We start from the raw sequence: 22,538 nt of genomic DNA on the forward strand, positions 1-22,538 counted from the left end.
AGGGGTGCTGGGACTGCTCAGGACAGCTGGGCCAGCAGGTCCCGGCGCCAGCTCTCGGTGCCGGCGAATTCGTTGAAGGTGAACACGTGCAGCCCGCTGATCCGGGTCGCAGAGCCGGGCAGCGCCCGCGCGAGGCCGACGACCAGGCGAGTCGGGTCGTACCCGGACGGCGTGAAGAATCGCCACAGCATGCTCCGCTGCTTGCGCAGGAAGTTCGCCGACTGCCCGAGGCCCAGGCCGGCAGAGATCCGCACCAGCTTCTGCCTGCTCGCCGGGGCGGGAATGCCGACGTGGATCGGCAGCTCGATGCCGTCGTCGGCCACGTCGGCGGCCCACCGCACGACGGTGTCGGCGTCGAAGCAGATCTGGGTGAGCAGCGCAGTGGCCAGCGGCGCCTTGTTCCGCAGCGCCGCGGCCATGACGTCCGCGGCGACGAACGCATGCCCTTCGGGATAGCCGGCGATCCCCAGCGTCGAGAAGGCATGGCCGCGCTCCCGCATCGCCGTCAGCAGGCTGAGCGCGTCGGGGAACTCTCCGGCCTGCTCGTCCACGTCCCCGCCGATGACGAACAGCCGGTCGATGCCCGCGTCCTCCAAGCGGCTGAGGATCTCGTCGAGCTCCAGCGCGTCGTGCACCATGCGGGCCGGGAGGTGCGGGGCGATCGCGTAGCCCTGGCCTGCGAGCGCGGTTGCCAGGCGGATCGTCGGCTCCACGCCCTTGCCCCCGGTGACCGTGGCGGTCAGGGGAATGTCGGTGGGCACGTGGGCGAGCACCTGCTCCTCGGCCGAGCGGAACGGCATCACCTCATAGCTCACGTTGCCGAGCAGGCCCGCGAGCGCCTCCTTGTGCTCGTCGCCCAGGACGCGAACACTCAGCGCCCGCCGCGGACTCATGTCCGCATCCTCGTGCCGGCCGGGTCGAAGAGCGGCTCCTCGCACACCGTCGCGGGGTAGCGCTGGTCGAAGTAGGCGATGTCCACGCGCCGGCCGGGTGCGGCGAGCTCAGCCGGCAGCCAGGCGTAGGCAATGGACAGCCCGGTGCTGAAGCCCTGGTCGGCGCTCGTCACGTACCCGATGGGTTCTGCAGCCCCGGCACCGGAAGCAGCCCCGGCACCGGAAGCAGGGCCGGCATCGGGAGCAGCCACGGCATCATCGGCAGCCCCGGAGGACGTCGCGGCGCGGGTGGGAGTCGCGAGCGGGTACACGGGCTCGGAACCCATGAGCACCTCGGCCGGATCGTCGACGACCAGGCAGCACAGCCGCCGAGGCGCCCCTCGGCCTCGGTCGACCGGCCGGGCTGCCGGCCGCTCGGCGGCCGGCCCGCGGACAGCGAAGTCCAGGCCCGCCTCGGCCGGGGTGTGCTCGCGGGTGACGTCCGTGCCCCACAGCCGGTACCCCTTCTCCAGCCGCATCGACTCGAAGGCCCGCCGACCGACCGGCACGATCCCGTGCTCCCGCCCCGCGGAGAAGACCGCGTCCCACAGGTGCCTGCCGAATTCGGCGGGGGTGTACAGCTCCCACCCGAGCTCACCGACGTAGCTCAGCCGCAGCGCCAGCGTCGGGGCGCCTGCCACCCGCAGGCGCCGGCACCGGTAGAACCCGAACGCCTCGCGGGAGATGTCGTCCTCCACGAGTGCGGAGAGCACCTCGCGCGCCTTGGGCCCCCACAGGCCCAGTCCGCAGTGGCCGGCGCCCGTGTCGCTCAGGTGCAGGTGGACTCCGCGGCGGCGCATCTGCAGTCGCAGCCAGGCGGCGTCGAGATTCCCGTTGGCCCCCAGGTGGTACTCCTCCTCGCCGAGGCGGGCGACGGTGATGTCCGACAGCACGCCGCCCGTCTCATCGAGCAGCAGGGCGTACACGATGCTGCCCACCGACTTCCCGACCGGCCGGCTGAGCACGCTGTCGAGGAATTCCGTCGCGCCCTCACCGGTGAGCATCAGGCGCGGCAGCGAGGACATGTCCACCACCCCGACACCATCGCGCAGCGCACGCGCCTCGACTGCTGCGGTCGGGCTCCAGTGCCTGCTCGACCAGCGATCCCGCGGCGGCAGCGGTCGATTCCCGAGCATCGGGCGGCCCGCCTCGGCGTTCGCTTCGTACCACAATGGCCGCTCCCACCCGTTCGCCGAGCCGAAGACCGCCCCGAGCGCCTGCTGCCGCTCGTGGAAGGGTGAGGTGCGCAGGCCGCGCAGACGCAGCGTGTCGGCCCGCGGGTGGATGATGTCGTAGACCTCGTCGTAGGATTCCTCCCCCAGCTGGCGGGACCAGGTCCGGGACACGACCGCCGGATCGAAGCGGCTGAGGTCCAGTCCGTGGGTGTCGATTCCCGGATCCCCCGTCGTCAGCCAGTCGGCGATCACCTGGCCGACCCCGCCGGACTGGGTGATCCACACCGCCTGGGCCAGCCACAGGCCCTCGATGTCGGGCACCGGCCCGAGCAGGGGTCCGCCATCGGGGGTGAAGGAGAAGATGCCGTTGAACGCGCGGGCCGTGTCGAGGGAGGAGCTCTGCAGCTCCGGCAACAGGCGTCGGGCCTCTTCCCACGTCGGAAGGTAGTCCTCCGAGGTGAAGGGGTGGATCGCCGGCTGCACTCCCGAGGCCGCCGCCTCCTCCGCGCTGCTGATCTGCTCCGGCTCGACGGGGATCGGGCGGTGCTCGTACGCCCCGATGGCGATCCGATCGCCCCACTCGCGCAGGTACATCGCATGATCCTGATGCCGCAGGATGGGCCGGACCACCTCGGTCGCCTCATCGATGTGGCGCAGGCCGGCCAGCGGCTCGCTGAGCCCGAACCCGTGTTCGACCGGCAGCATGGGGATCTCCAGCCCCACCAGGTCCCGCAGCAGGCCCGGCCCCCAGAGTCCCGTGCAGGAGATCACGATGTCGGCGTCGATGGTCTGCCCCGGGGCCTCCGGTGAGCCTCCGACCGGGCGGACGTCGACGCCGGTGACCTTGCCGCGGTGCGTGCGGATCGCGGTGACCCGGGTCCGGTCCAGGATGCGAGCGCCGGCGGCCTGCGCACGGCGGGCCTGGAACTCGACCGCGCGCACGCTCTTGACCACGGCGTCCGTGGGCGTGTGGAGCCCGCCGTGCACGACGGAGACATCCAGGCCCGGCCACACCTCGGCCGTCTCCCCCGGATCGAGGAGCCGCGAGGGCACCCCGAAGGACTCCGCAAGATTGTGGCGCCGGTGCAGCTCGGCGAGGCGTTCGGGGGTGGTGGCGATCTCCAGCCCACCGACCCGCTTGGCGACCCAGCCGTCCGTGACGGTGATCCCGTCGAACTTGTCGAGGGTCCGCTGGGCGAGCTCGCTCATCGCCTTGACCGGCGAGATCTGGTAGACGAACCCCGGGGCGTGCGAGCTCGAGCCGCCGGTGGCGAACAGCGGACCCTGCTCGACGATCGTCAGCCGCTGCCATCCGCGCTGGGCCAGCTCATCCGCGACGGCTGCCCCGACGACCCCCAGACCGATGATGAGGACTGCCGGTCCCCGGGCTGCCACGGCCGAGGCGTGAGGACCTTCCGACATGTGCGCCACCCCCGTTGCTGAGCGCGAAGTGCAAGGTGGGACCAGCCTACGCACGGCGCTGCGGCGCCGACAAGACTTCTCTGCCGCTGCCGCTACCGCTGACCGCGGCCGTAGCCGAGGCGGGCCTCCAGGGAGGCGGCCCCCGTGCGCAGCTGCGCGGCGAGCGCGGCGAACTCGGACTCGGGCATCCGAAACTCCGGGGCGGTCAGCGACACCGCGGCGGCGACGGACCCGGAGGCATCGCGGACGGGCACGGCCAGCGCGTTGGTGCCGTCCTCCCACTCCGCGACCGCCGCGGCCCATCCGCGTTCGCGGATCGACGTGAGATCAGCGGCGAGCGCCTCGGGATCGGTGATGGTGAGGTCGGTGAACGATTCGAGCCCGCGCTCCAGCAGCCCGTCCCACTCCGCCTCGCCGGCGTGCGCCAGCAGCAGCTTCCCGGTCGAGGTGGCGTGCAGCGGGGCGGGCTGCCCCACGTACTGCCGGGCCGCGCCGATCACCCGGTCTCCCACGCTCTGGGTGATCGTCACCGCATATCCCCCGTCGAGGACTGCCAGGTTGACCGTCTCGTTGAGTTGGGCGGCCAGGACGTCGCACACCAGCTGGCCCTCGCGGGCGAGATCGGTCCGAGCGATGACGGAGTGCGCCATCCGCAGCAGCCCGAAGCCCAGCCGGTAGGAGCCGCGTTCGGCGACCTGCTCGACCAGATCGTGGGCCTCCAGGGTGGCCAGCAGGCGGAACGCGGTCGAGCGGTGGACACCGAGGCGGCGGGAGAGCTCGGAGACGCCGAGCACGGGTTCGGCGGTGAGCAGCTGGAGGATCTGCACCGCGCGATCGACCGACTGCACCGCCGGGGCCGGGAGTGCGCCGTCGGTCCCGCCGCGGCTGTCCGTGCCTGGATCCATGAGTGCGCACCTTCTCTGCTCAACTGTGTGCATAGTACCCGTGACCGGGAAAGCTTCGGCACCGCGCAGGAGCGGGCCGACTCTGAGAGGATGCGTGCACCGCATCATCTCAGGAAGGAGATCCGAACGTGATCATCGCCAATGCAGCGCTTCGGGGACGCGAGGGGTTATGGGACGTCGAAATCGACCAGGGAGTATTCCGGTCGATCACTCCCAGCCGCGGCCTGGCGGCCGGTCAGGACCTGCCGGCCGGTCAGGACCTGCCGGCCGGTCAGGACCTGCCGGCCGGCCACGACCTGGCCGGCCGTCAGGACTCAGCCCTCGGTCCGAGCCGAGGAGGAGGCGATGGCTTCGACGCGGGTGGAAGACTCCTGGTCGAGCCGTTCGTCGACGCCCATGTGCACCTCGACTATGCCAACACTGTCGGGCGGCCGCGGCTCAATCAGTCGGGCACGCTCTTCGAGGCGATCGACATCTGGGCTGAACGCAAGGAGCAGGGCCTCAACAGCTTCGACGAGATCTACCGCAACGCACTGGCCGCGGTGCGCTCGGAGGCCTCCCACGGCACCGGCTTCATCCGCTCCCAGGTCGACATCACCGACCCGGAGCTCACCGCGCTGCGCGCGATCCTGCAGCTGCGCGAGGACGTGCGCGACTGGATGGAGATCCAGATCGTGGCCTTCCCGCAGAACATGATCCTGTCGTTCCCGAACGGGCCGGCGCTGCTGGAGCGCGCGCTGGAGATGGGAGCCGATGTGGTCGGCGGCATCCCCCACAACGAGGCGACCCGGGAGGACGGCGTCGAGTCGCTGCGCATCGTCTTCGACCTCGCCGACAAGTACGGAGTGCCGGTCGACGTCCACTGCGACGAGATCGATGACGAGCAGTCCCGGTTCGTCGAGGAGATGGCGGCTTTCGCGGCCCGGTCCGAGCTGAGCGCTCCGGTGACTGCCAGCCACTCCGTCGCGATGGCGTACTACAGCTCCTCCTACCTGGCCAAGCTCACCTCGAAGCTGGTCGCGGCCGACCTCCATTTCGCTGTGTGTCCCACGGAGAACCTCCAGCTGCAGGGCTGGGGCATGACGCCGATGCCCCGCGGCGTGGCACCGATCAAGCACCTCACCGAGGCGGGTCTCACCGTGGCCTTCGGGCAGGACTCCATCGCCGATCCCTTCTACCCGGTCGGCGAGGGCAATCTGCTGCGGATCCTCGACTTCGGCCTCCACGTCGGGCACATGCTGTCGGCCGAGCATCTGGATCGGGCGCTGGACTTCATCACGGTCCACGGAGCGAAGAACCTGGGCATCACCGACCGATACGGGATCGAGGAGGGCAAGCCTGCGCACTGCATCGTGCTCGACTGCAGCAGCGATCAGGCGGCGGTCCAACATCAGGCCGCGGTGCTGTTCTCGATCCACGACGGCCGCACCGTCTTCACCCGCCGACCGGCCTCATACGAGCACACCAGTGCGGGATTCGCCGCGGACTGAGGCGCGTGCACCCGGCCGCCGACCGACGCGCGTGCGCCGCGCTGCGAGCGCGGTTGCCTCGACGTGCCGCTCGAACCTTCAGCGGCCCGCGGTGAAGTGGCGGCGGCAGCGGGCCTGGTATGTCTCGCTGCCGCCCACGTGCTCGGCCTCGGGCGTCAGCGAGCTCTCGCCCGCGCTGCCGGTCGGCCGGGCGTCCGTCCGCTGGTGGTAGGCGGCATCCTCGCCGCAGACCGAGCACACAGCGGTGAGCTTGACCACCTCTTCCGCCAGGGCCATGAGCGAGGGCAGCGGCTCGAACGGCAGCCCGTCGAAGGTGACGCACAGGCCGGAGACCGCCACGGTGACACCGGCGAGGACGAGCTCGTCCACCACCGGGATCAGCTCGGCGCCGAAGAACTGGGCCTCGTCGATCGCCAGCAGATCGAGTCGGCGGCCGGTGACGAGCTGCCGCAGACCGGTTGCATCGGGCACCGCCCGGGACGCGAGTCGCAGCCCGGTGTGAGCGGCGATGTCACCGGTTCCACGGCCCGCGTCGAGTTCGTGGTTGACCGCCTCGACGCTGAGCCCGGCCAGCTGCGCGCGCCGCACCCGCCGCATCAGCTCCTCCGACTTGCCCGCGAACATCGGTCCGCTGATCACCTGCAGCCGTCCCGGCCCCATTCGATGCATGTTCGGGACTGTACCCCCGCCGACGGGCTCCGCACAGCCTGCAGCCGTCAGCGCCGGATGCGCAGCGCGCGGTGCGTCGCGTAGAACCCGGCCGCCAGCAGCGAGTCCCGCAGGGCGGTGACCACTGGATGCCGATCGGTGGCGGGCAGCCCGCTGATGCGCTCGATCGACAGCGCGTCGACCCCGCCCCCGCGGACGAACCGCGCAAGAGCATCTCCCAGCTGCGCGACCCGGCTCGCCTCGTCGGTGAAGAGCAGCGCAGTCCGCCCTCCCCGCTCCACGTAGAGCATCGGATGACCGCCGACGATCACCACCAGCGCGCCGGCGCGCCGGGACGGTCGCCCGCCGCCCGGCTGCGCGGCGAGCTCCGTGACCTCCGGCCAGGGCAGGGCTGCCCCGTAGGGGTTGGCGGGGTCCGCGGCGCCGATGACGAGCACCGGGTGCTCCTGCTGCTCGGCGAGCGCCCGCAGCCGATCCACGGCCCCGGTCCGGCCGAACTGAGCGCCGCCGAGCCCGTCGACGAAATACCCGCGCAGCGCATGACCGGTGTCCTCGATCGCGGTGAGCACGGGGTAGAGCCCGCCGAATCCGCCGCGCGTCCCCTCTGCGGCGACGGCTCCCCGGGTGAGCACACCGTGGCGGTCGAGGAGCACCTCGGCGCGGACCGCGGCGCGCTCGGTGTCCTCGATCTCCTGGGGCTCGACCAGCGACCAGCGCCCCGGGATGCCGGAGGCGTCGATCGTCGCCGCGGCCGTCGTGCGGCGCGGCGCGCCGGCCGGTGGCAGGTCGCGGTAGCGGCCTCTGCGCGGTCGGCGCGCGCTCGACCGGCGAGCGCGGCCGGTCCTGCTCGCGCTCGCGATGCGGCCCGCCGGCCGAGCGCGCATCGGAGCGAAGGTGTCGGCGGTGATGAGACCCGCGTCGACGAGCTTCCACAGAGCCGAGCCGAAGCTCTCCCCCTCGCCGTCGGCGTCGACCGACAGCTCGTCCGGCAGCCTCTCGGCGAGCTGGCGGGCGAAGTAGGCACCGCCGTCGGCGAGCAGCTCGAGAACGGCGCCGGCGGTGCCGCTGCTCCTCCTCCCCACCGCCTCCTCCCGCTCGGCGGCACTCGGCAGGGTCGCAGCCGCGTCCTCCGCCGGATGCAGCAGGATCCAGCTGTCGTCCCCGGACAGCGCCCCGCCACCCGTCCACAGCACCTCGCCCGCGGCGAGGAGCTCATCGAGGAGGGCGGGCCGGTAGTCGACGACCCGTGCGGGCAGCACCTGGGTCTCCAGGATCGAGGCCGGGATCGGCACCCCGGCGAGCTGTTCGATCACCGTGAACAGCCCGTCGATGCCTGCCAGCGGCTCTCTGACGTGCTGCCAATCGGTGAGGAATCGGGCGTAGGCGGCGTGGCCGACGGGGGCGATCCTGGCGCGGGCGGCGGCGAGGGAGCGGCGGCGGAGTCGGGTGAGCACCTCGGTGCCGCAGAACTCCCTGCCGCTGCGTCCGGGGGTGAACTCCCCGGCGACGATGCGTCCCGCAGCGACCAGCTCGGCCAGTGCGCGGTCGGCCACCGCTGGGGCAAGACCGAGTTCCGTGCTGAGATCGGGCGCGCGGAACGGTCCGTGGGTGCGGGCGAATCGGCTGACAAGATCACCGAGGGGATCCGCGACCGGTGCCAGGAGGTCCGGCGGAATCCCGGGCGGCAGCGCGGTGCCCAGCCCATCGCGCAGGCGTGCCGCGTCCTCGACGACTGCGAACCGCTTCTCCCCTGCGACCGTCACCGGGATCGCCCGGCCGCTGTCCACCAGTGCGCTGGTGATCGCCGCGGCGTCCTCCACCGTCGCCGATCCGCGGGAGCCTGCAGCACCGCCATCCGCCTCTGCGGGCGGGGGCTCGGTGCTCTCCCGGTCCTGCGCCGATTCGAGGCGGGCGGCGAGACCGGCACCGGAGAGCGGCCCGAGCTGCCGCAGCAGATCCGCCGCCCCTTCGATCCCGCGGCGTCGCCGGTCGGGGGCCAGGCACTGGAGTTCGGCGCCGACCCGGGCCACCACCTCGGCGTCGAGCAGCTCCCGCAGCGCGGGGGCGCCGAGCAGATCCTGCAGCAGGTCCTGGTCGAGCGACAGGTAGGCGGCCCGGCGCTCGGCCTTCGGCTGGTCCGGGTCGTAGATGAACTGGCCGACGTAGCTGAACAGCAGAGTCCGCGCGAAGGGCGACGGCGCCTCGGCCACGGTGTCGAGCAGGCGGATCCGGCCGCTGCCGATGTCGCGCTGCACGTCGAGCAGGCCGTCGAGGTCGTACACGTCCTGCAGGCATTCGCGCACGGCCTCCACGATGATCGGGAAGTCGGGGTAGGACGCGGCCACGTCGAGCAGCTGTCCGGCTCGGTGGCGCTGCTGCCACAGCGGCGCCCGGCGACCCGGCCCCGCGGTGGGCAGCAGCAGGGCGCGCGTGGCGGCCTCCCGGAAGCGGGCGGCGAAGATCGCCGAGCCGGAGACCTCTCGGCGGACCAGGGCGGACAGCTCCTCGGGTTCGAAGGCGAACAGCTCCGCTCCCGGCGGGGTGAGGTCGGTCGCCGGGAACCGCAGCACGATGCCGTCGTCGGAGGACTGCACGGAGCCGTCGATCCCGTAGCGCTCCGTCAGCCGCGCGCCGACGGCGAGTGCCCAGGGCGCGTGGACCTGGTTCCCGAAGGGCGAGTGCAGGACGACGCGCCAGTCGTCGAGCTCATCCCTGAACCTTTCGACCACCAGGGTGCGGTCGGTGGGCACTTCGCCCATCGCGGCGCGCTGCTCGGCGAGGTAGCCGACGAGGTTGTCGACGGCGTACTCGTCGAGCCCCGCGTTCCCGAGGCGCCTGCCCAGCTCCGCCGTGACCCGCACCTCGGCCTCGGAAGGGTCATCAGCTCCCGAGGTGCTGCCGGCAGCCCCCGAGGCAGTGCCGGCCCCCGACGCAGTGCCGGCAGCTGCCGAGGTGATCCCGGCGGCGGCCTCCCGGGTGAAGCTGCCGATGGCCCTGCCGAGCTGGATCGGTCTGCCGGGCCCCTCGCCGTGCCAGAACGGCAGTCGGCCCTGTCGCCCGGGTGCGGGGGTGACGGTGACATGCCCGGTGGTGATCTCGTCGATGCGCCAGCTGGTGGCTCCCAGCGCGATCACGTCCCCGACCCGCGACTCGTAGACCATCTCCTCGTCGAGCTCGCCGACCCGCTTGGGTCCGCGCTGGGCACCGGTTCCCGGCTCGTCGCCGGTGCCGGCGATGTAGACCGGATAGAGCCCCCGATCGGGGATCGTCCCGCCGGAGATCACCGCGAGCCGCTGCGCGCCGGGCCTGCCGGTCAGGGTGCCCGCGGACCGGTCGTGGACGACCCGGGGGCGCAGCGCGGCGAACTCGTCGGAGGGGTAGCGGCCCGAGATCATGTCCAGCACGGCCTGGAACGCCGACTGCGGAAGGCCGGCGAAGGGCGCGGCGCGCCGGACCGTGGCCAGCCAGTCGGCGACGTCGATGCTCTCCATCGCGGCCGCGGCGATGGTGTGCTGGGCGAGCACGTCGAGCGGATTGGCGGTGATCCGCAGGGGTTCGATGCGACCCGTGCGCATCTGCTCGACCACGACCGCCGAATGGAGGACATCGGCCCGATGCTTGGGGAAGAACACCCCGACCGACACCTCGCCGACCTGGTGGCCCGCCCGGCCGACTCGTTGCAGGCCCGAGGCGGCCGACGGCGGAGCCTCGATCTGGATCACCTGGTCGACATGTCCCATGTCGATGCCCAGCTCCAGCGAGCTGGTGGCGATCACGCAGCGCAAGCGCCCGGCCTTGAGGTCGTCCTCGATCGCCGCCCGCTGCTCCTTGGCCACCGAACCGTGGTGGGCCCGGGCGAGCAGGCCGTCGTCATCGCAGTCGGGGGACGCTGCCGTGCGTTCGGCGTGGATCTCGTTGACCCGCGCCGTCAGCTTCTCCGCCAGGCCGCGCGAGTTGGCGAACACCAGGGTCGAGGTGGTCGCCAGCACGAGGTCGACGATCCGCTCCTCGATGCGCGGCCACAGCGATCCGGGCTCGTCGCTGCCGGCCGGCGCCTCGACCCGGCTCATGTCCGCGACCGGGACCGTGACGGTGAGCTCCCAGCGCTTCTGCGATTCGGGCCTGACCACGGTGACGGGCCGGGCACCGCCGAGGAAGCGGGCGACCTCCGCGACGGGTTCGACGGTGGCGGACAGCCCGATGCGCTGTGCGGGAGTCCACAGCTGCTCGTCGAGTCGCTCCAGGGACAGCGCGAGGTGAGCACCGCGCTTGCTGCCGGCGACCGCGTGGATCTCGTCGACGATGACGGTGTGGACGTCGCCGAGCGTGGATCGCGCCCGGGACGTCAGCATCAGGTACAGCGACTCCGGAGTGGTGATGAGGATGTCGGGCGGGTGCGCGACCAGCGTCCGGCGCTCGGATGCCGGGGTGTCTCCGGTCCGGACCCCCACGGTCGGTGACGGGACGTCGAGACCCTGTGCCGCGGCCTCGGCCCGGATGCCCGACAGCGGCAGGCGCAGGTTGCGCTCGATGTCGACTCCCAGCGCTTTGAGCGGAGAGATGTACAGCACCGAGGTGGTCCGCTGGGCGGGGGCGGCGGGCAGGTCGCCGATGAGCCGGTCGAGCGCGGAGAGGAAGGCCGCCAGGGTCTTGCCCGAACCGGTGGGAGCGACGACCAACGCGTTCTCGCCCGCGCCGATGGCCCGCCAGGCGCCGTCCTGGGCGGCGGTCGGGTTCCCGAACTGCGAGGTGAACCAGGTGCGGGTGGCGGGGCCGAATGCGGTCAGGGCTGTCATGCTGCCGCCGCCGCTCAGAGCACTCCGGCGATGCGTGCCACTTCACCGTAGGCGGCGGCCAGATCGTCCAGGCTCGAGTGCGCGTTGAGACCGCTCGGGTTCGGGGCGACGAACAGCTGCGTGCCCGGCCACGGCGACTCCTGGCGACCGACCGCGGCCTTGGGCGCCTCGAAGGCGGTCCGATAGGCGGTCACGCCCAGGACGGCGACGACGCTCGGCTTCCGTTCGGAGACGAGCTGCCCCAGCCGCACTGCTCCGGTCCGCAGCTCCTCGCGGGAGAGTTCGTCGGCCCGGGCCGTCGCCCGCCGCACGATGTTGCTGATCCCAATGCCGCGCTCGACCATCTGCGCGAGGTCGGAGTCCCGGTAGCCGTCCGAGGCGTCGATCAGGGTGTCGGTGATCCCGGCACGGTGCAGCGCCGGATAGAAGCGGTTGCCGCGCCGGGCGAAGTGCGCGCCGGCCGCGGCGGTCCACAGCCCGGGATTGATGCCGACGAACAGCAGCTTCAGCGGTTCCGGCAGCAGATCCGGGATCGTGGCGTCGCGGTAGCTCTCCAGCTCTGCGCGGATGAAGCCCATCGGCTCACGCGTCCAGTGCCGCGCGGAAGGCCTGCTCCGCAGCGTCGTCGAAGGGCACGAAGATCACGCGGTCGATGTCATCGCCGACCTCACCGACCAGGCTCCTGACCGTTTCCACCGCGATGCGGGCCGCGTCGGCCATCGGCCAGCCGTAGATCCCGGCGGAGATGGCGGGGAACGCGACGCTGCGGGCGCCCAGCCGGACAGCGACGCGCAGGCTCTCGCGATAGCAGGAGGCGAGGGTCTCCGATTTCTGCCGGTACTTCTCCGGCGTCTTGGCGTAGGTCGGCCCCACCGTGTGGATCACCCAGCGGGCGGGCAGCCGCCCGGCCGTGGTGGCCGCTGCCCGGCCGGCGGGCAGGCCGTCGGGATAGTCCGTACGGCGCAGCTCGCGGCATTCCGCCAGGATCTCCGGGCCGCCGCGCCGGTGGATCGCGCCGTCCACTCCGCCGCCGCCCAGCAGCGTGGAATTGGCTGCGTTGACGACGGCATCGGCGGCTGTCCGCGTGATGTCACCGGGTTGGACTTGCAGTTCCATGGCTCCAGACTAGCGAAACCAGCCGGCACCCGAGCCGGGCAATCAGCTCAGAACCGACCTGCCGGGGGCACCGCCGGGCCGAACCAGCAGGAGTGACAGCGCGACGAGCAGAGCCGCGCCGGAAGCCGCGGCCGCGAACCACAGCACGGTCACCAGCGCATCGCCGCTGGGGTAGGGAACCCCGGCGACCACGACCGTGCTCGCCGCGCCCACCGCGGCGAGGGTGGCGCTCGAGGTCGACGTCCCGAGCGCCCGAAGAAGTGTATTGAGGCCGTTGGCCGACGCGGTCTCGGTGATCGGCGCCATCGCCATGATCAGGACCGGCATCGCCGCGAACGCCAGCGAGGTGCCCGCGCTCACGACGATCGATCCCGCCACGACCTCGAACAGGGTGCTGTCGAAGAACGTCCGGAGCGCATAGGCGGCGCACATCGTCCCTCCGCCGACCGCAAGCGTCAGCTCCGCGCCCAGTCGCCTGATCATCGCGGCGGCGACCGGTGCCATGAAGCCGAACACCAGCGCACCGGGAGCCAGCCACAGCCCAGATTCGAGTGTCGTCAGGCCCAGTCCGTCGGCGGTGGGCAGCTGCAGGCGCTGGGTGGTGATGAGCATGTTGGCGAACATCCCGAAGCCGGTGAGCACGGCACAGAAGTTGACGAGTGCGACGGCGGGCCGGGACGCGGCGCGGAGGTCGATGAGGGGGTGGGCAGCGCGCAGCGTCATCGGCACCCACAGCGCGAGGAGCGCTGCCCCGCCCGCAGCTGTGCCGAGGGTGACCGGCGCGGTCCATCCCCACTGCCCGCCCTTCGAGACCGAGAGCAGGGCGAGGCAGAGTCCGGCCGAGAGGACGACGGCACCCGGGAGGTCGAACCGGCCGCCGGTGGCCAGCGGCGATTCCGGCAGGATGCGCACCGCACCGACGAGCAGCGCCGCTCCGACGAGCGCGGTGGCCCAGAAGATCGAGTACCACGCGAACCTGTCGACGAGCAGTCCCGCCAGGGGCAGGCCGGCGCCGGCGCCGATCGCCAGGGTCCCGCTCATCAGGGAGACTCCCAGGGGCACGCGCTCGGCAGGCAGGACATCGCGCATCATCGCCATGCCGACGGGCACGAGCGCCATCCCGACGCCCTGCAGGACGCGGGCGAGGATCACCGCTGCGAAGTGCTCGTGCGCCAGGGCGCCCAGGACGGAGCCGGTGACCATCACGGCAAGCGCCACCACGATCATGCGGCGCTTGCCGTACATGTCCGCCAGGCGTGAGACGACCGGAGTGGACACCGCACCGGTCAGCAGGGTGGCGGTGACCAGCCAGGAGGCGTCGTCGACCGAGATGCCGAGGAGTGTCGGGAACTCCGGCAGCAGCGGGACCACCATGGTCTGCTGGAGCGAGACGATCACCCCGCACAGCGCGAGCATCGCCATGACGGTGTTCGCGCGGCCGTTCGATCCGGCCGCGGGCCGCCGTTCAGCCATGCTGCTCCGCGGCGGCGAGGAATGCGTCGACCTCACCGCGGGCGGCGGCGGTCGCCGGTCCCCGTCGGGTGACCTTGATCGCCGCGGCCGCGTTGGCGCGGCGGGCGGCGGTGGTCCAGTCCGTCCCCAGGGTGCGCTCCGCGAGCAGCACTCCGGTGTGGGCGTCGCCGGCACCGTTGGTGTCGACGGCCTCCTGCGGGAACCCGGGGACGGCGACGGTCGAACCCTCGGCATGGAGATAGCAGCCCGCTGCCCCGTCGCGAACGACGACGACTCCCCCGGTCGGCAGCAGACGGGCGACCGCCCCAGCGGATTCGGCGGGGTCGGCGATGCCGGTCAGCGCCTCCGCCTCGGCGGCGTTCGAGGTGAACACGCCCACGCGGGAGAGCACGGCACCGCGCAGCCCGGCGTCGAAGTCGGCGAACGGCTCCCCGGGGTCGAGGACGACGCGGACCCCCTCCGGCAGGGAGGCCAGATACTGCAGCAGCGGCTCGCGGGTGGGTTCGAACAGGGTGTAGCCGGTGATGCACACGATGTCGCCGGCCTCCGCTCCAGCAGCGCCCAGCGAAGCGCAGGTGATCATCCGCTCGGCACCGTACGTGGTCACGAAGGTCCGCTGGCCATCCGGTTCGACGAGCACGACGCAGACCGCGGTGTCGGCGTCGGTGACCGGCGGATTGGCCAGTTCGATGCCCTCGGCCGCAGCCAGCGATCGCAGCAGGTCGCCGTTGGGACCATCGCCGACCGCGCCGGCGTGCACGGTGCGCGCTCCCGCCCGCGCCGCGGCGGTGAGGATGTTCAGCGCTCCGCCCGGGCAGTGGAAGTGCGCCTCGGCGTTGACGTTCCTGCCGCTGGCCGGCAGCGCGGGCACCTGGACGACGAGGTCGACCAGCGCCTGTCCGCTGTGGATGACGCGCGGCATGGAACCTCCTGGTCCGTTGGGATGGCGTACGTGTGCTCAATTCTAAGCGAGCGGACGTTCGCTTCTCCTCAAGGCGCTCACACAGCCTGGTACCTGCGGCGGCACGGCGTAGGGTGAGCGGCAGACGAAAGGAGCAGCTCATGGCAGCACAGCACAGTGAGACCGTCGATCTTCTCGTGATCGGCTGGGGCAAGGCCGGCAAGACCCTCGCGGGGACAGCCGCCCGCGCCGGGAGGCGGGTCGCCCTCGTCGAGCAGTCCGCCGACATGGTCGGCGGATCGTGCATCAACATCGCCTGCGTGCCCACCAAGATCCTCATCCACGACGCCCAGGGGCGCACAGCCGAGGACGACCCCGAGGACTGGTTCGCCGCCGCGGTGGCGCGCCGTGATTCCCTCACGGCTGCGATGCGGAAGAAGAACTTCGAGCTGCTCGATGACCTCGATTCGGTGCTGCTGGTCTCCGGGCGGGCACGGTTCACCGGCGAGCGCGAGGTACTCGTCACCGACGGACCCGACACCCTGACGCTCACGGCGGACGCCGTGGTGATCAACACAGGATCGGTTCCTGCCGTGCCGCCGATCCCGGGCGCGCGGATCGGCGGGCGGATCCACAGCTCGGAGACGCTGCAGCACGTCGACCCGCTTCCGCGCTCGCTCATCGTGGTCGGCGGCGGCTACGTCGGCCTCGAGTTCGCCTCGATGTTCGCCCACTTCGGTGCCGAGGTCACCGTCCTCGACCGGGGTGAGCGGCCGCTCGCCGACGAGGATCCGGACGTCGCGGAAACGGTCGCCGAGGCGCTGCGCGGCGATGGCGCGGCCATCACCTCGGGCGCCACCGTCACCGAGGTCCGCGACGGGGCCGACAGCGCCGAGGTCGTGTACGAGGTCGCCGGCGTCGAGCAGCGGGCAGCGGCAGACGCGGTGCTGCTGGCACTGGGCCGCTCTCCCGCCACCGCCGGTCTGGGTCTGGACGTCGCCGGCGTCGACACCGACGACAGCGGGTACGTGATCGTCGACGAGCGCCTGCGGACCAGCGCCGCCGGAGTCTACGCCGCCGGTGATGTCAACGGCGGTCCCCAGTTCACCTACGTGTCACTCGACGACAGCCGGATCCTGACCGACCAGCTGCTGGGCGAAGGTGCTCGGTCGACGGCCGACCGGCGGGCACTCCAGTACACGATGTTCCTGACGCCCCCGCTGTCGCGGGCGGGCCTGACCGAGGCGCAGGCCCGCGAGCAGGGGTACGACGTGCGGGTCGGCGTCAAGCCGGTCGCCGATGTCGCCGCCGCGCCGCGGGCGAAGATCGAGGGCGATCCGCGCGGCATCATCAAGGTCGTCGTCGACGGGGCCACCGACCAGGTGCTGGGCGCGGCGCTCATGCACGTGCATTCTCAGGAGGTCATCAACCTGGTCGCCCTGGCGATGCGCCACGGCATCACCGCCTCCCAGCTGCGCGATGAGATCTACACGCACCCGTCTGCGACCGAGGCGCTCAACGAGGTGCTCGGCACGCTGCACAGCTGAGCCGCGGCCGCCTCGTCGAGGAACACCTCGGCGGCCGGATGGCGCTGCAGGGCGCTGGCCGGCACTGCAGCGGTGACCGGACCGTCGATCATGGCGGCGGTCGCCTCGGCCTTGGCACTGCCGAACGCGAGCAGGACGGCCCGCCGGGACCGGAGGATGGTGCCCACTCCCTGGGTGATCGCCTTCGTGGGCACATCGGCCGCGGACGGGAAGAACCGGGCGTTCGCCTCGACGGTGCTGTCGCTGAGCGACACGACCCGGACTCCGGACTCCAGTGCCGATCCGGGTTCGTTGAAGGCGATGTGGCCGTTGGGGCCGATCCCCAGGATCTGCAGGTCGACTCCGCCGAGGCGCTGGAGGCCGCGGTCGAAGTCGGCGGCCGCCTGCTGCGGTTCGGCGGCCCCGTCGGGCACGACGATATTGCCGGGATCGATGCCCAGCGGCTCGATGACGTGCCGCTGCACGAAGTGCCGATAGCTCTGCGGGTGATCGGCGCCCAGCCCGACGTACTCGTCGAGGGACGCGATCCGCAGCCGGCTGAAATCGAGTCCGGCGGCAGCGCGCGCGGCGAGCTCCGCGTAGAGGGGCTCGGGGGTCGACCCGGTGGCGATTCCCAGGACGGCGTCCGGCCGGGTGCGCACGAGCGCTTCGATCAGGTCGGCCGCTCGGGCGACCAGCCGCGTGATGTCGGAGTCGACGTCGATTCTCATGGGGTACGACGGTATCGCATCCGTCACCGCCCGCGCGCCTCGCACGGCTGTTTGTGACCGATACCATCGTGAGCAGGCACGAAGCACCCACGCTTCAGCGAACCTCAGGAGGAGCACATGCGCATCGGGAATCTGGCAGGCCGACTGGTCGTGGTGTCCGGCGATCGGGCACTGGACGTCGAGCGGGCGAGCGGCGGGCAGTTCGATTCGCAGCCGCAGGCGATCTTCGATCGCTGGGCGGAGTTCACCGAATGGGCCGCGGGGCAGGACGCGGCCAGCGGCGACCCCTTTGATCCGCAGCAGCTCGAAGCGCCGGTTCCCCGACCGCCCCAGGTCTTCGGGATCGGCTTGAATTATCGCGACCACGCCGCCGAGGCGAACCTCGACATCCCGTCCGAGCCCATGGTCTTCACCAAGTTCCCGACCTCGGTCACGGGCCCCCACGCCGAGGTGGCGCTGTCCAGCGATCGGGTGGACTGGGAGGTCGAACTCGTCGTCGTGATCGGGCGGACCGGGCACCGGATTCCGCAGGAGCAGGCGTGGGATCACGTGGCGGGGCTGACCATCGGCCAGGACATCAGCGACCGGCGGGTGCAGTTCCGGGAGAAGCCCCCGCAGTTCTCCCTGGGCAAGTCCTACCCCGGCTACTCCCCCATCGGCCCGATCGTCGTCACCGCGGATGAGCTGCCCGACAGGGATCGGCTGGCGATCGGGTGCCGGCTGGGCGAGGAGTCCGTGCAGGACGGGACGACGGCCGACCTGATCTTCCCCGTGGCCGAGATCATCGCCAAGCTCTCCGAGGTCGTCACACTGCTTCCCGGCGACATCATCTTCACCGGTACCCCGGCCGGCGTCGGCTCGACCCGCGAGCCCCGCCGGTACCTGCAGCCGGGCGAGGTCCTCACGAGCACGATCGAAGGCATCGGCCAGATGCGCACGAGCTTCGTGTGAGTCCTCAGCGCACGACTGTCCGGTGACCGGCGTCCAGTCGCCGGGTCCACCCGCGGGCATCGAGGTGCTCGAGGAGCGGGATCGCGACCCGACGGCTGGTGCCCAGCGCCTGCCTGGCCTGGCTGGTGGTGAACGGCTGCGGCAGGCGCGCCAGCTCTCTCATCGCCCGTGCCGGGGCGTCCGGCAGCAGTACGAGCCCTTCACCGATCCGCAGCAGGCGGCCCGCCCGCTCCGCGGCGGCGAGCTCCCGGGCACCGAGCCCGAGCCGGCGCAGGTCGTGGGCTTCCGGAGCGGTGAAGGGGTCGGCGGTCAGTCGCCGCTCGATCTCGCAGATCCCGGGCTCCGCTGCCCCGAGGTCCGGACGCCGCCCCGGCAGCCCGATGACGCCGCGGTCCGATTCGAGCCGGGCTTCGCGGACGACGACGTCGAGGAGTGCGTCGTCGGCGGGAGCCAGCAGATCGCGCGCGGCTTTGCGGGTGAGTCCGGCCGACAGCGGTTCGCGCACTGCGAGCTCCTCGACTGCTGAGCGCAGTCGGTCCCGCCAGGCGCCGAGCACCGGAGCGTGCACCCACCAGTCCCCGATCACCCGCACCGTCCCAGGCACCTGTGAAGGCGCCCGCAGGCCGAGCTTCTCCAGGTCCGCCAGGCGCACCGCCGCCCGCCGCTGCACCTCGGTGAGCACGTCGCCTTCGGGGACCATCCCGGCCAGCTGGGCCGCGCGCCGGGCGCTGTCACCGCGGCGGGTCAGTGCGGGCGGGTCGAGGTCGAGGAGCTGGGCGCCGGCCAGCACGGAGCGGCTCCCCGGTCCGCGCAGCACCAGGCGGTCCCCCAGCTGGAGGGGCAGACCGTGGTCGAGGCTCAGGCGGGCATGCTCGCCGTCGAACGGGCGCAGTCGACCGGGGACGGCCGCGGTGCCGACATGGACCTGCACCTGCAAGGGGGCAGCGCTCAGGAGCGCACCGGTCGTGCGCCGCACATCGATGCCGGACACCACCGGCCAGCGTTCAGGGGTGACCAGCACGTCACCGCGCTGGACCTCGTCGGCGGCGATGCCGCGCAGGTTGACCGCGACGCGGCTGCTCGGGCCGATCGCGGACTGTGCCGTATTGCGGCTGTGGAGTGCCCGGACCGTGACCATCCGCTGCTCGCCCCGCGCGTGCAGCTGCAGGCTGTCGCCGGTGCGCAGGGTTCCGGCGGTCAGCGTGCCGGTGACGACGGTTCCCGCCCCGGTGATCGTGAATGAGCGGTCGACCCACAGCCGGACCCGCGCGGTCGGGTCCGGGGCGGGCAGAGTGCGCAGCACCTCGTCGAGGGTGCGGGTGAGCTCCGGCAGACCTCCTCCGGTCACCGCGGACACGGCAACCACCGGCGCATCGCGCAACCCGGTTGCGGCCAGTTCGGCGCGCACCTGGGCTCGCACCTCGTCGGCGCGGCCCGGGGCGCGGTCGCTGCGGGTGAGGACCACCAGGCCGTGCTCGATTCCGAGGGCGGCGACGGCGTCACGGTGGTCGCTCGACTGCGCCTGCCAGCCCTCGTCGGCGGCCACGACGAAGCAGACTGCGGGAGCCGGGCCCAGCCCGGCGAGCATGTTGCCGAGGAAGCGCTCGTGCCCGGGAACGTCGACGAATGCGACATCCCGACCCGAAGGCAGCCGCGTCCACGCGAAGCCGAGGTCGATGGTGAGTCCCCGGCGTCGCTCCTCCTCCCAGCGGTCGGGCTCCATGCCGGTCATGGCGCGCACCAGTGTGCTCTTGCCGTGGTCGACGTGGCCGGCGGTGGCGACGACGAACATCAGCCGGTGCCGTCTGCGGTGTTGGGTGAGCCGGCCAGGCGAGTCGCCGCGATCGCGCTGTGCAGCGCGGTGAGCAGCCGCTCGTCCTCGCCTTCCGGGATGCATCTGAGGTCGAGCAGGCACGCCCCGCCGTGGACGCGCGGGAGGACAGCAGGGTCCCCGACGCGCAGCGGACGGGCGACCGCCGCGGGCAGCCGGACGGCCCAGCCGGGCAGCGGCACCTCGGGCGCTCCCCCGCCGCCGACCCGCCCGTCGTGCTGGACCAGTTCCCCGCCGACGGCTGCGGCAAGGCGCTCCGCCCGCTCCCGGAGGCGGTCGGGGTCGGCGTGCAGCGCTTCCGCAACGGGTGTCGGCCCACCGGCGAGGGTGGCCTCCAATGCCGCGAGGGTGAGCTTGTCGGCGCGCACTGCTCGGGCCAGCGGGTGGCGGGCCAGCCGGGCGATCACCTCGGCGCGTCCCAGCAGCAGTCCCGCCTGGGGGCCGCCGAGGAGTTTGTCGCCGCTCGCGATGACGACGTCCGCCCCGGCGCTGAGCGCACCGGACAGGTCGGGCTCGTCGGGGAGCAGGAGGTCGCGGTTCGGCAGTCCGCTGCCGAGGTCGACGACGAGCGGCACGCCGTGCTCTGCTGCCAGACCGCGCAGCCGACCGATGTCGACGCCCGAGGTGAAGCCGCTGATCCGGAAGTTGCTCGGGTGCACCTTGAGCAGGCAGCCGGTGTCCGGGCCGAGCGCGTCGGCGTAGTCGTTCAGGTGGGTCCGGTTCGTGGTGCCGACCTCGCGCAGCCGCGATCCGGTGGACGCGATGAGGTCCGGCAACCGGAAGCCCGCGCCGATCTCGATGAGCTCCCCGCGGCTGATGACCACTTCACCGGTGCCGGCCAGCGCAGTCGTGGCGAGCACCAGCGCGGCGGCGCCGTTGTTGACGATGAGGGCGTCCTCCGCTCCCGGGCACACCGCCAGCAGTGCCTCGCGGGCAGCTGCGCCGCGCCGGGACCGCTGACCGGTCGCCAGGTCCAGCTCCACGTCGACGTAGCCGGCGGCGGCGAGCAGCGCCGCGCGCGCGGCATCCGAGAGCGGCGCACGGCCGAGGTTCGTGTGGACGACGACGCCGGTGGCATTGAGCACGGGGCGCAGCGACGCGGCATCGGTGACGCTGATCGTGTTGATGACTGCTTCGGCGACGTCCTCGGGCGCGAGTTCACCGCGCCGGGCCTGTTCCTGTGCCTCCTGCACGATCCTGCGGATGCGGCCCTCGCTGAGCCGGCCGTGCTCCCGCTGCACGTCGGGCTGGGCCAGCAGCTGGTCGGTGCGCGGAATCCGTCGCCGCGGCTCGTCGCGGGTCACAGTCCCACCCCTCCTCGCTCTGCCGGTGAGCGCGGTGTCGGCGACCGCACAGCCGGCGCTCGCCCGGCCGTGTGCCGGCTCTTAAGTCCGTTGGCGGAGGCGGACGGGAATCGAACCCGCCAGACCGAGATGCTCGGTCTCGCCGGTTTTGAAGACCGGGGGGCCCACCAGGACCCGGACGCCTCCACGTGCACAGTAGCACCGGCCGCGGACGGGTGTGTCGCAGACGACACCGGGCTATGGTGGGCGCATGAATGCCACCAGCGCTTCCCGAGGACAGGCGTCCGCAGCCGCACGCCTGCCTTCCACGGTCCGCCTCACCGGCTACGCGCACGGCGGGGGCTGCGCCTGCAAGATCCCGCCCGGTGAGCTGGAGGACGTCGTCAGGGGTCTCACCGGGCAGGCGAGCGAGAATGTGCTCGTCGGGCTCGACGACGGCGACGATGCCGCGGCCGTGCGGATCCGGGATGACCTGGCAGTGCTGTCGACCGCGGACTTCTTCACTCCGGTCGTCGACGACGCCTACGACTGGGGCCGGATCGCCGCGGCGAACGCGCTGTCGGACGTCTACGCGATGGGTGGGCGCCCCGTCACCGCGGTCAACCTGGTCGGGTGGCCGCGGGACGTGCTGCCGATGGAGCTGCTCAGCGAGGTGCTGCGCGGCGGCCTGGACGTGGCTTCTGAGGCCGGGTGCCCCGTTGCCGGCGGGCATTCCGTCGACGACCCGGAGCCCAAGTACGGAATGGCGGTCACCGGCATCGCGCATCCGGACCGGCTGCTGCGCAACGACGCCGCCGTGCCCGGGCTGCCGCTGACGCTGACCAAGCCGATCGGACTGGGGCTGCTCAACAACCGTCACAAGCAGACCGGTGAGGTGTTCGCCGATGCGGTGGCCACCATGACTCGTCTGAACCGGGATGCCGCCGAGGCGGCCGTCGCTGCCGGCATCCGTGCCGCCACCGACATCACCGGCTTCGGTCTGCTCGGCCATCTCCACAAGCTGTGCCGCGCCTCGGGTGTGGGTGCGGTCATCGATCGCAGCGCGGTTCCCCTCATCGACGGCGCGGCCGAGGCGCTGCGCGACGGCTTCATCTCCGGGGGCACCCGCCGCAACCTCGACTGGGTCCGCCCGCACCTGCGTCCCGGGCCGGGAATCGCCGAGGACGACCTGCTGGTGCTCGCGGATGCGCAGACCTCCGGGGGACTGCTGGTCGTCGGCGAACTGCCCGGACATCCGGTGATCGGCCACACCGTGGCCGGGTCCGGCATCGAGATCCGCTGACTCGCCAGGGCCGCCGCTGGCGTCAGTCGGCGGT

General features: G+C 72.2%; 16 protein-coding genes and 1 tRNA gene. 4 read left to right on the forward strand and 13 right to left on the reverse strand.

Annotated elements, in window-relative coordinates; all coding sequences use genetic code 11:
- Positions 1–17 precede the first annotated feature (17 nt).
- From LXN01_RS08615 to LXN01_RS08625, 3 genes are all read right to left on the reverse strand, one after another.
- The gene (locus tag LXN01_RS08615) at positions 18–893 is read right to left on the reverse strand and encodes a methylenetetrahydrofolate reductase (RefSeq protein WP_236864254.1); all 876 of its coding nucleotides are present in this window, start codon (positions 891–893) and stop codon (positions 18–20) included.
- Entirely contained in the window at positions 890–3,529 is a 2,640-nt protein-coding gene (locus tag LXN01_RS08620) for a GcvT family protein (RefSeq protein WP_236864255.1), read from the reverse strand. The genes LXN01_RS08615 and LXN01_RS08620 overlap by 4 nt, the downstream gene beginning before the upstream one ends.
- A 92-nt stretch (positions 3,530–3,621) precedes the next feature.
- Positions 3,622–4,434, reverse strand: a complete 813-nt coding sequence (locus LXN01_RS08625) for an IclR family transcriptional regulator (RefSeq protein WP_236864256.1) — start codon at positions 4,432–4,434, stop codon at positions 3,622–3,624.
- A 128-nt stretch (positions 4,435–4,562) separates the two neighbouring features.
- On the opposite strand from LXN01_RS08625, the gene LXN01_RS08630 reads away from it, so the two are divergent.
- Positions 4,563–5,924 carry an amidohydrolase family protein gene (locus LXN01_RS08630; RefSeq protein WP_236864257.1) on the forward strand — a complete coding sequence of 454 codons (1,362 nt, stop codon included), beginning with the start codon at positions 4,563–4,565 and terminating at the stop codon, positions 5,922–5,924.
- Positions 5,925–6,002: 78 nt separating this feature from the next.
- Here the strand turns inward: LXN01_RS08630 and LXN01_RS08635 are convergent, their stop codons facing one another.
- From LXN01_RS08635 to LXN01_RS08660, 6 genes are read right to left on the reverse strand one after another with little or no spacing between them, the layout of a single operon-like run.
- Entirely contained in the window at positions 6,003–6,593 is a 591-nt protein-coding gene (locus LXN01_RS08635; protein ID WP_236864258.1) for a thymidine kinase, read from the reverse strand.
- A 47-nt stretch (positions 6,594–6,640) separates the two neighbouring features.
- Entirely contained in the window at positions 6,641–11,389 is a 4,749-nt protein-coding gene (locus LXN01_RS08640; RefSeq protein WP_236864259.1) for a DNA glycosylase AlkZ-like family protein, read from the reverse strand.
- 14 nt (positions 11,390–11,403) lie between these two features.
- Positions 11,404–11,967 carry a mismatch-specific DNA-glycosylase gene (locus tag LXN01_RS08645; RefSeq protein ID WP_236864260.1) on the reverse strand — a complete coding sequence of 188 codons (564 nt, stop codon included), beginning with the start codon at positions 11,965–11,967 and terminating at the stop codon, positions 11,404–11,406.
- Positions 11,968–11,971: 4 nt separating this feature from the next.
- Positions 11,972–12,505: an O-acetyl-ADP-ribose deacetylase gene (locus LXN01_RS08650; protein ID WP_236864261.1), complete on the reverse strand. Its 534-nt coding sequence runs from the start codon at positions 12,503–12,505 to the stop codon at positions 11,972–11,974.
- Positions 12,506–12,547: 42 nt separating this feature from the next.
- The gene (locus tag LXN01_RS08655; protein WP_236864262.1) at positions 12,548–13,978 is read right to left on the reverse strand and encodes an MFS transporter; all 1,431 of its coding nucleotides are present in this window, start codon (positions 13,976–13,978) and stop codon (positions 12,548–12,550) included.
- The gene (locus LXN01_RS08660) at positions 13,971–14,900 is read right to left on the reverse strand and encodes a PfkB family carbohydrate kinase (protein WP_236864263.1); all 930 of its coding nucleotides are present in this window, start codon (positions 14,898–14,900) and stop codon (positions 13,971–13,973) included. Before LXN01_RS08660 ends, LXN01_RS08655 begins: the two co-directional genes overlap by 8 nt.
- Before the next feature lie 140 nt (positions 14,901–15,040).
- Between LXN01_RS08660 and LXN01_RS08665 the strand changes: the two genes are divergently transcribed.
- Positions 15,041–16,426 (forward strand): dihydrolipoyl dehydrogenase family protein, encoded by a 1,386-nt coding sequence (locus LXN01_RS08665; protein WP_236864264.1) that lies wholly within the window; start codon positions 15,041–15,043, stop codon positions 16,424–16,426.
- Here LXN01_RS08665 and LXN01_RS08670 read toward each other — a convergent pair.
- On the reverse strand, positions 16,366–17,136 hold the full coding sequence (locus tag LXN01_RS08670) for a glucosamine-6-phosphate deaminase (protein ID WP_236864265.1): 771 nt from the start codon (positions 17,134–17,136) through the stop codon (positions 16,366–16,368). The genes LXN01_RS08665 and LXN01_RS08670 overlap by 61 nt on opposite strands.
- A 117-nt stretch (positions 17,137–17,253) precedes the next feature.
- Here LXN01_RS08670 and LXN01_RS08675 point away from each other — a divergent pair, with 117 nt between their 5' ends.
- Entirely contained in the window at positions 17,254–18,087 is an 834-nt protein-coding gene (locus LXN01_RS08675; RefSeq protein WP_236864266.1) for a fumarylacetoacetate hydrolase family protein, read from the forward strand.
- Positions 18,088–18,091: 4 nt separating this feature from the next.
- Here LXN01_RS08675 and selB read toward each other — a convergent pair whose 3' ends face one another.
- From selB to LXN01_RS08690, 3 genes are all read right to left on the reverse strand, one after another.
- Entirely contained in the window at positions 18,092–19,879 is a 1,788-nt protein-coding gene (selB, locus tag LXN01_RS08680; RefSeq protein WP_236864267.1) for a selenocysteine-specific translation elongation factor, read from the reverse strand.
- Positions 19,879–21,222, reverse strand: a complete 1,344-nt coding sequence (gene selA / locus LXN01_RS08685) for an L-seryl-tRNA(Sec) selenium transferase (protein ID WP_236864268.1) — start codon at positions 21,220–21,222, stop codon at positions 19,879–19,881. The genes selB and selA overlap by 1 nt, the downstream gene beginning before the upstream one ends.
- A gap of 91 nt (positions 21,223–21,313) precedes the next feature.
- A tRNA-Sec gene (locus LXN01_RS08690) sits at positions 21,314–21,408 on the reverse strand.
- A gap of 64 nt (positions 21,409–21,472) precedes the next feature.
- On the opposite strand from LXN01_RS08690, the gene selD reads away from it, so the two are divergent.
- Entirely contained in the window at positions 21,473–22,504 is a 1,032-nt protein-coding gene (selD, locus tag LXN01_RS08695; RefSeq protein ID WP_236864269.1) for a selenide, water dikinase SelD, read from the forward strand.
- Positions 22,505–22,538 lie beyond the last annotated feature (34 nt).

Source organism: Brevibacterium daeguense, assembly GCF_021729135.1.
Lineage (GTDB): Bacteria > Actinomycetota > Actinomycetes > Actinomycetales > Brevibacteriaceae > Brevibacterium > Brevibacterium daeguense.

Bases quoted from the DNA above. Each gene is read 5' to 3' on its own strand.
- LXN01_RS08615 (WP_236864254.1), bottom strand. From the start codon at position 893: ATGAGTCCGCGGCGGGCGCTGAGTGTTCGCGTCCTGGGCGACGAGCAC.
- LXN01_RS08620 (WP_236864255.1), bottom strand. From the start codon at position 3,529: ATGTCGGAAGGTCCTCACGCCTCGGCCGTGGCAGCCCGGGGACCGGCA.
- LXN01_RS08625 (WP_236864256.1), bottom strand. From the start codon at position 4,434: ATGGATCCAGGCACGGACAGCCGCGGCGGGACCGACGGCGCACTCCCG.
- LXN01_RS08635 (WP_236864258.1), bottom strand. From the start codon at position 6,593: ATGCATCGAATGGGGCCGGGACGGCTGCAGGTGATCAGCGGACCGATG.
- LXN01_RS08640 (WP_236864259.1), bottom strand. From the start codon at position 11,389: ATGACAGCCCTGACCGCATTCGGCCCCGCCACCCGCACCTGGTTCACC.
- LXN01_RS08645 (WP_236864260.1), bottom strand. From the start codon at position 11,967: ATGGGCTTCATCCGCGCAGAGCTGGAGAGCTACCGCGACGCCACGATC.
- LXN01_RS08650 (WP_236864261.1), bottom strand. From the start codon at position 12,505: ATGGAACTGCAAGTCCAACCCGGTGACATCACGCGGACAGCCGCCGAT.
- LXN01_RS08655 (WP_236864262.1), bottom strand. From the start codon at position 13,978: ATGGCTGAACGGCGGCCCGCGGCCGGATCGAACGGCCGCGCGAACACC.
- LXN01_RS08660 (WP_236864263.1), bottom strand. From the start codon at position 14,900: ATGCCGCGCGTCATCCACAGCGGACAGGCGCTGGTCGACCTCGTCGTC.
- LXN01_RS08665 (WP_236864264.1), top strand. From the start codon at position 15,041: ATGGCAGCACAGCACAGTGAGACCGTCGATCTTCTCGTGATCGGCTGG.
- LXN01_RS08670 (WP_236864265.1), bottom strand. From the start codon at position 17,136: ATGAGAATCGACGTCGACTCCGACATCACGCGGCTGGTCGCCCGAGCG.
- LXN01_RS08675 (WP_236864266.1), top strand. From the start codon at position 17,254: ATGCGCATCGGGAATCTGGCAGGCCGACTGGTCGTGGTGTCCGGCGAT.
- selB (WP_236864267.1), bottom strand. From the start codon at position 19,879: ATGTTCGTCGTCGCCACCGCCGGCCACGTCGACCACGGCAAGAGCACA.
- selD (WP_236864269.1), top strand. From the start codon at position 21,473: ATGAATGCCACCAGCGCTTCCCGAGGACAGGCGTCCGCAGCCGCACGC.